This is a genomic window from Ferruginibacter sp. (assembly GCF_031430955.1).
In the GTDB taxonomy this organism is placed as follows: domain Bacteria; phylum Bacteroidota; class Bacteroidia; order Chitinophagales; family Chitinophagaceae; genus Ferruginibacter.
Window position 1 is genome coordinate 1 of the sequence record NZ_JANPCM010000213.1, and the last position, 7,669, is coordinate 7,669.

Sequence of the window (7,669 nt, forward strand, 5' to 3'; positions counted from 1 at the left end):
CGCCACCGGCAAGTTTAGATGACAGAAACAGCCCTTCTCCTGTGTTCAGGGGTATTAATGCGCAATTATACACGGTAAGAATAAAAAACCCTTCCGGTTGTTTTACTGTTGATACTCAATTGGTGAAGACCCACAAAAAGATTGACATTTTTGTACCCACTGCTTTTACCCCTGGTGGCGATGGTAAGAATGATTATTTGAGACCTGTAATGATGGGTATTATAAAAGTGAACTATTTCAGAATTTATAGCCGTTGGGGGAAACTGCTCTTTGAAATGAAAAGTGACTTGCCTGGCTGGGATGGTAAAATAAATAATCAACCCCAGGAAATACAAACTGTTGTTTGGGTAATAGAAGCAATTGATGTTGATGGAAAAGTGCACAACCAAAGAGGTACAACGGTACTTTACAGGTAATAGAAAATTATTTTTTAAAAAATATATCGTACCCAAAACGTATAATGGTTCCTGAAACTACAACAAGAAAAAAGATGCGGATAAATTTGTTGCCTTTTAAAATGGCCAGCCTGGCACCTAACAGTGAACCTGCAAAATTAAAAACAGCCATGGGTATTGCGTAAAAATACAGAATATTGGCGCTGCCACTAAAGTATAAAATAGAACCAATATTGGTAGACACATTTAATAATTTAGAGTGGGCACTGGCCCTTAAAAAATCGAAGCCTAAAACACTTATAAAAAATAGTACCATAAAACTGCCTGCACCGGGGCCAATAAAGCCATCATAAAACCCAATGATTAAAGCAAACAATAAGCAATAAATAATTTTGTTATTTTTTGTAAGCGATGTTTTTACCGATTGCCCAAAATCTTTTTTGGTATAGGTATAAATAGCCACCAGTATAAGTACCACAAATAAAATTGGTTTCATAAAACTATTACTTACAACCGCTACAGTTTTTGAACCTGCATAAGCGGCTGTTAATGCAATGCTGCACATCATTGCTAATAGCTTCCAGTTAAGTTTTACTTTTATACTGTACTGCACAGCTGCAATGGAAGCACCAAAAAAAGAAGGAATTTTTGTAGTGCCTAAAAGAGTTGCTAAAGGATATTGCTTAAGTGTTACCAAGGTTGCCGGCGTTTGTACCAATCCGCCACCACCAACAATGGCATCAATAAAACCAGCGGCAAATGCAGCTATGCAAAGAATAATTATTTCGTAGGTCATTTGGCTGTGTAATTTCTTTCACCAAATAATAAACTGCCAATGCGTACCATGTTACTGCCTTCTTCAATTGCAATTTTATAATCGCTGCTCATGCCCATAGAAAGAATTGACAATTGACAATTGGCAATGGGCAATAAAGCATATTTATCAAAAATTATTTTTAAAGATGCAAATTCATTTTTTACTGCATTCATGTCATCCGAAAAAGAAGCCATGCCCATCATCCCAATGATATTTATATTTTTCAATTCGTGTACAGAGCTTGTCGAAGTATCGTGTATTTGGTTTAATTCGTGCAACTCCTTTTCTGCAAAACCAAATTTAGTTTCTTCTTTGGCAATATGTATTTGCAGTAAACAATTTATAACCCGGTTATTTTTTAAACCCTGCTTATTTATCTCTTTTAATAAATTAAAACTGTCAACACCATGTATTAAATGCACAAACGGCGCAATATATTTTACTTTGTTACTTTGCAGGTGGCCAATAAAATGCCAGCGGATATCTTTGGGCAACTGTTCGTATTTTTCTGCTAATTCCTGTACATAATTTTCTCCAAAATCCCGTTGGCCTAAATTATAAAGTGCCTGTATATCCTCAATAGGTTTAGTTTTGCTAACTGCAACTAAAGCGACCTTTTTATTATCCAGTTCAGTTTTTATTTGTTGATATGCAGGGATATTTACAGCCATTTTAAAATGAAATTTTTAACCAGTTTAAATTTTGAATTCTTTTTAATAAATAATAACAACCAACAACGGATACTGGCAGTAAGCAATAAGTTAACCAGGAAATAGTAATTATTAAATAATGTACACCTACAATTGCTGCAATTATTATCATTTGCAACATTGTCTGTACAAATTTGCCGCTTTGCTGTTTTGTATTTATCTGGCGGGAAAATGGCAGGTAATGGTCCTGCAAATTGATGATCAGTAAAAACAAAAAAATATTATTGAAAAAACCTAAAATAAAATCATCAATAATTGCACTGCCCCACACATATAAAGTAAAAGAAAACAGGAAGAGATAAATGAGTATAAAGAATTTGACAAGTATTACTTTTAAGCCACCACTAATTAAGTATCCGGGTTTTGCAATTGGGGTAGATTGGTATATCCACGATGCCTGAAAATTTTCGTGAGTGGTAATAAATGCTAAACTGCCGCCAAGGGAAAGCATGGGTAAATAAATAAAAAATAAAAACATTTTAGTTGAGGATAAGTTTTTCCATAATGCCTCCACATTTTGTCCGCTTTTAAAAACAAAAATAAAAATAAATACCAGTATATAAGCAAGACTTGGGTAAAACTGCAATTTAAAATTTTTATCTCTGCCTGTTATTTTCCATACCATTTCAAAACTGCTGCTTTCTGTTTTGGAGGGGCAAATAATGCCTGAAATTTTTTCTGAAATACTTTTAGATTTTTGTTTTATACCATTGGTATTTTTTTTACCTGCACCATCATTGTTAAGTACTGTCAGTTTTCTGGCAAAGGCAGGGGCCAGGTATCTTATCATCAACCAAAAAGTAAATGCCGGCACTGCAAATGCACAAAAAATCATTATTAAATGAATGCCGTCAAAATTAAAATTATAAAGTGCATCTAAAGTAAGCGCCATCCAAACCGGGGGTAAAAAATAGGAAGAAGTATATAATTGAAAAGATACTTCCAGCTGATTAAAATTTATTAATCTCGGTATAATTTGAAATCCAACAGCAAAAAAAACTGTCATAAAAATTTGAAAATAACCAACAATATCTTTTACCTTTTGCTCATTGCTAAATCTTAATATTAAAGCATATAAAAGATAAGTGATGAAAACTGCAAATGCCACCGTTAATAATATGGTTACTATACTTGCAAAGCCAGTTAGTATTCCTAATTTTATAAAAATAAAAATTATTGGAAATGCTGCCAGTGCTATGGTGAATTGTAAAAGATACACCAGTATATGTACAAGCCTTGCTACAAATAATGTTTTGCTGTTAACCGGTTTGGGTAAAATAATCTGATTGTCGGTTGTATCTAAAAGTACAGAACTAAAATCTGTTATCATCGTCATGCACATCATAAATAAAACATAAGCATGAATAAAGATCATGCTTAAAATCAATGATTCAAATGCAAACACAATACCTCCAATAAACAGCCCCAAAAATACATGAATTATATGCGTAATTAGAAGGGGGTTGCTATTTTCTTTTTGCTGGCCTTGTTTCCAGTTCATATACACACGGCGGCGGTCCATCAGTACTTTTGTTTCGGCAATTATTTTTAAGCGTTCAAAATCTACGCCTTGCTTAACTAAAATTTTAGAACAGAATAATACAAACCTTAAAATTATTTTGTCCATCATTAACTTTTTAAAATATCAATAAATTGCTCTGCAGTATTTTGATGTTGCTCCGTTCCTCCGGTTAAAGAAGTAAAAATATTTTCTAAAGAACCCTGGTGGGCATTATTTTTTAATGTTTCAAAACTGCCATCTGCAATTACTTCTCCTTTATCAATAATAATAATACGGTCGCTTATTTTTTCTACCACATCCATAATATGAGAAGAATAAAAAATTGTTTTACCGCTTTGTTTTAATTGGGCCAGTATCTCTTTAATTAAAATAACTGCGTTGGCATCAAGGCCGCTTAAAGGTTCATCCAAAAAAATAATTTCGGGGTTGTGTATTAGTCCGCTTATCAATAAAACTTTTTGTTTCATGCCTTTGCTGTAGCCGTTCATACGGGTATTGGCTTTATCACTTAATTCGAAAAGGCGCAACAGCTCCGTCGATTTTTTTTCTATGGCAGCATCATCCATTTGGTAAAGTTTTCCTGCAAAGCGTAAATATTCCATTGGCGTAAGCACATCATACAATGCCGCCTGCTCGGGTATATAACCAATTTTTTGTTTTATCTCAATCGGATTTTTTCTTACATCCATTCCCAGCACTGAAACATCGCCGTCAAAATCTCCAATAATACCAGTCAATATTTTTATGGTGGTACTTTTTCCGGCACCATTGGGTCCGATGTATCCCACTATTTGCCCTGCATCAATATTTAGGTTAATCCCTTTTAAAACATAGCGGCCATGGTATTGTTTTTTCAGGTATGAAATTTGGATAATACTCATAATAATTTTGTTGAAAAAAAATTAGTGTAATATAACACCAACAGGTTAAATAAAAAATGTGCAAACGATATTTCATTCATCTGCACATCTTCGCAACTATCTTCTCCATTTCCCTCCCCCTTGGGGAGGATAGGAGGGGCTGGGCTACTTCAATATACTCCTGCTAATCACAATCCTTTGCACCTCACTGGTACCTTCATATATCTGTGTAATTTTTGCATCCCTCATCATACGCTCCACATGGTATTCTTTTACAAAACCATAGCCGCCGTGAATTTGCACAGCTTCAGTCGCTGTCCACATTGCAGTTTCGCTGGCAAAAACTTTTGCCATGCTGCCGCTTAAAGTATAATCTAAATGTTCATCTTTTTCCCAGGCAGCTTTTAAACAAAGCATCCTTGCACATTCAATTTTAGTAGCCATATCCGCCAGTTTAAATTGAATGATCTGGTGGTGCATAATTTCTTTACCAAAAGCTTTACGTTGTTTACTGTACGCTAAAGATCTTTCATAAGCGCCGCTTGCAATGCCCAATGCCTGCGAGGCAATTCCAATTCTTCCACCAGCTAAAGTTTTCATGGCGAATTTAAAACCAAATCCATCTTCGCCAATGCGGTTTTCTTTAGGCACTTTTACATCATTAAATAAAATGCTGTGCGTATCACTTCCTCTTATGCCTAATTTATTTTCTTTGGCACCAACGGTTACGCCTGGCCAGTTTTTTTCTACTATAAAAGCGTTAATACCCCGACTGCCTTTGCTGATATCGGTTTGTGCAATTACCAAATACACCGAAGCGGTATTGCCATTGGTGATCCAGTTTTTAGTACCATTCAATAAATAATAGTCGCCTTTATCTTCGGCAGTAGTTTGTTGCGATGTGGCATCGCTGCCGGCCTCGGGTTCGCTCAGTAAAAATGCACCAATATGCAATTCGCCATCTTTTTTTCCCTGCGCCAGCGGCGTTAAATATTTTTTCTTCTGTGCTTCGTTGCCATATTCCTGCAGGCCATAACAAACCAGACTGTTGTTTACACTCATGCAAACACTAACGCTGGCATCTACTTTACTAATTTCCTCCATAGCCAAAACATAGCTCACGGTATCCATGCCGCTGCCGCCGTATTCTGGTTTTACCATCATGCCCATAAAACCAAGGTCGGCCAATTTTTCTATTTGTTCTTTCGGAAATTTTTGCAGATCATCCCGTTCAATTACACCGGGCAGGCATTCGTTTATGGCAAAATCTTTTGCCGCCTGTTTTATCATTAACTGTTCTTCTGTAAATTGAAAATCCATATGCAGTCGTTTTAGTTTGGTGCAAAAATAAGCCCCCGGGGCTGTGATTGTAAATATTGTGGAGTAATTTTTATATGCCGTATTTACGCTTTATATCCCTGTCGTTTTCTCTTTCTTTAATGCTTTCCCTCTTGTCGTATAATTTTTTGCCTTTACCCAGGCCGATCTCCATTTTAAAAAACCCTTTTTCGGTTAAAAATATTTTTAGGGGAATAATAGAATAGCCTTTCTCTTTTATTTTGCCTTCTAATTTTTGCAGCTCCCGTTTGTTTAGCAGCAGCTTTCTTTCCTGCATGGGCTCGTGGTTGGTGTAAGTGCCAAACGAATATTCGGAAATGTGCAGGCTTTTTACAAAAAGTTCGCCATTATGAAAAATGCAGTAGCTGTCGTTAAAACTTGCTTTGCCTGCCCGTAAACTTTTTATTTCGGTTCCGCCCAGTACAAGACCGGCAATATAAGTTGTTTCAAAAAAATATTCGTGATATGCCTTGCGGTTACTAATTTCCAATGCTTTTATTTTTGACAAAGGTAAATAGTAAATTGGTTAATTGACTGCTGGTTAATTCTGTGCATTTAAAGTTGTTGAAAAGGTTTGCAACCCTATGTTACAATGCAAAACCAACACTTACGCCGCCCCAGCGGTGGTATTTACTGGTACGGAATTCTTTTGTAAGAATAGACTGTGTATAGGAGAGATACATTTTTTTAAAATTTACAATAATACCGGCATCGGCCTGAAAAGTTATTCTATTAACGTCGCCGGCAGCAATGGTATACGGATTTTTACGTGTAAATAAGCCACCCTGTATGCTGGCATCGTAACCAATAAAATTTACCCGGTTTTGTGCGTAAAAATAATATTCAGCTTTTCTTTTTTTATAGGTAACGGGTAAAAATCTTTTATTAAACCGGCCGGCCATAAAATTAAAACCGCCACTAAGTTTATTGTTCAATGTGCCTGCCCTTCCTTCTGCTGTTGCATTCAGTAAAAAATTATTACCGGCACTCACCAATTGTTTTTCGTAATTAATTTGATAATTAATAATGATGTCGTTTTTTGTTTGGTACTGCCAGCCATGCGGCAAAGGATTTTTTAACCAGCGGTGAATATTATCCTGAATTTGATAACCCAATGCATAAGGCCCCATTATTCCAATACTGAATGCCGTGGATATTTGCTGCTGATGCACTTCATCTGCCTGGATTAAAAATGTTTTTAAAGATATGTTGGCGTTAAAAGGCCTGTCGCCATATAAAATACTATCGCTTAAAATACTGGTAGGGGTGTACCCAAATAAATTAAATGAAACGCCATATTGTGGTGCAGTTTTGTAAGGCTTCCATAATAATTTTGCCAGCGAAAATTTTTTTATTGAAGGATGCACATAATCCAATGTAATGCCCTGGGTATAATATTCATCTGTCTTGGTAAAGTAATCGTTATCGTAATGAAAACGAAAATAACTGTTGTGGTTGATTTTTCTAAAGGTAGAGCTGTTATCAATTAATTGTGCTTTTGCAATTGCAGCACCATTAACTAATAAAAAAGTAATAAAAAGATTTAAAAGTAATTTTTTCACAGAAAGATATACGGGAAAAGGTAGCGGGTAGATGTAAGAGGTAATTTAAATTTACAACTTTTGTGTAAACCTATTTTAGGATGAGACACACTGCCTATGATTGCTTCAACGTCATGCGCCAATTGCACAAAACCTGATGTTACATGCCGTTTTAAGTCTGCTCCACAATTTTGTCGTTGTCGTAAAACTCGAATTTATAATCACAATTCAAGCTGGCGAAAAGCTGTCCAATGATTTTTACATTGTCAGGATGATATGCTACAAGACCGTGTAACAGTAAACTTTCCTTGTCGCTTTGTAAAACTAATTCTGTCCAACTATTTTGAATTTCAAAGTCTGTCATTGAAGATTTGCGGATTGTCCAACCCCGCTTTTGAAAGATGCAGTTAACGTCTTCCTTTGTCTTGTCTTTTATGACTGAATAAAAATTAGATTTTGAAGGCATTTTTCTATCCGCCCTTTCAT

9 protein-coding genes are annotated in these 7,669 nt (G+C 35.6%); 1 reads left to right on the plus strand and 8 read right to left on the minus strand.

Features of this window, described 5'->3' with window-relative positions; translation table 11 throughout:
- On the plus strand, window positions 1-416 hold a 416-nt coding region (locus ACY65O_RS06010; RefSeq protein WP_462219946.1), incomplete at its 5' end, for a T9SS type B sorting domain-containing protein.
- Between the two features lie 7 nt (window positions 417-423).
- Here ACY65O_RS06010 and ACY65O_RS06015 read toward each other — a convergent pair.
- The 8 genes from ACY65O_RS06015 to ACY65O_RS06050 form a co-directional block, all read right to left on the minus strand.
- Window positions 424-1,191 carry a sulfite exporter TauE/SafE family protein gene (locus tag ACY65O_RS06015; protein ID WP_462219947.1) on the minus strand — a complete coding sequence of 256 codons (768 nt, stop codon included), beginning with the start codon at window positions 1,189-1,191 and terminating at the stop codon, window positions 424-426.
- The gene (locus tag ACY65O_RS06020; protein WP_462219948.1) at window positions 1,188-1,883 is read right to left on the minus strand and encodes a YggS family pyridoxal phosphate-dependent enzyme; all 696 of its coding nucleotides are present in this window, start codon (window positions 1,881-1,883) and stop codon (window positions 1,188-1,190) included. The genes ACY65O_RS06015 and ACY65O_RS06020 overlap by 4 nt, the downstream gene beginning before the upstream one ends.
- A gap of 1 nt (window position 1,884) precedes the next feature.
- On the minus strand, window positions 1,885-3,549 hold the full coding sequence (locus ACY65O_RS06025) for a hypothetical protein (RefSeq protein ID WP_462219949.1): 1,665 nt from the start codon (window positions 3,547-3,549) through the stop codon (window positions 1,885-1,887).
- Window positions 3,550-3,551: 2 nt separating this feature from the next.
- On the minus strand, window positions 3,552-4,325 hold the full coding sequence (locus ACY65O_RS06030) for an ABC transporter ATP-binding protein (RefSeq protein ID WP_462219950.1): 774 nt from the start codon (window positions 4,323-4,325) through the stop codon (window positions 3,552-3,554).
- Window positions 4,326-4,469: 144 nt separating this feature from the next.
- Window positions 4,470-5,624 carry an acyl-CoA dehydrogenase family protein gene (locus tag ACY65O_RS06035; RefSeq protein WP_462219951.1) on the minus strand — a complete coding sequence of 385 codons (1,155 nt, stop codon included), beginning with the start codon at window positions 5,622-5,624 and terminating at the stop codon, window positions 4,470-4,472.
- Between the two features lie 70 nt (window positions 5,625-5,694).
- A complete protein-coding gene (smpB, locus tag ACY65O_RS06040; protein ID WP_462219952.1) occupies window positions 5,695-6,150 on the minus strand; it encodes an SsrA-binding protein SmpB in 456 nt (151 codons plus the stop codon).
- A 79-nt stretch (window positions 6,151-6,229) separates the two neighbouring features.
- Complete coding sequence (locus ACY65O_RS06045) at window positions 6,230-7,204, minus strand: lipid A deacylase LpxR family protein (protein WP_462219953.1); 975 nt, start codon at window positions 7,202-7,204, stop codon at window positions 6,230-6,232.
- Window positions 7,205-7,355: 151 nt separating this feature from the next.
- Window positions 7,356-7,669 (minus strand): hypothetical protein (locus ACY65O_RS06050; RefSeq protein ID WP_462219954.1); only part of this gene is annotated, 314 nt, incomplete at its 5' end.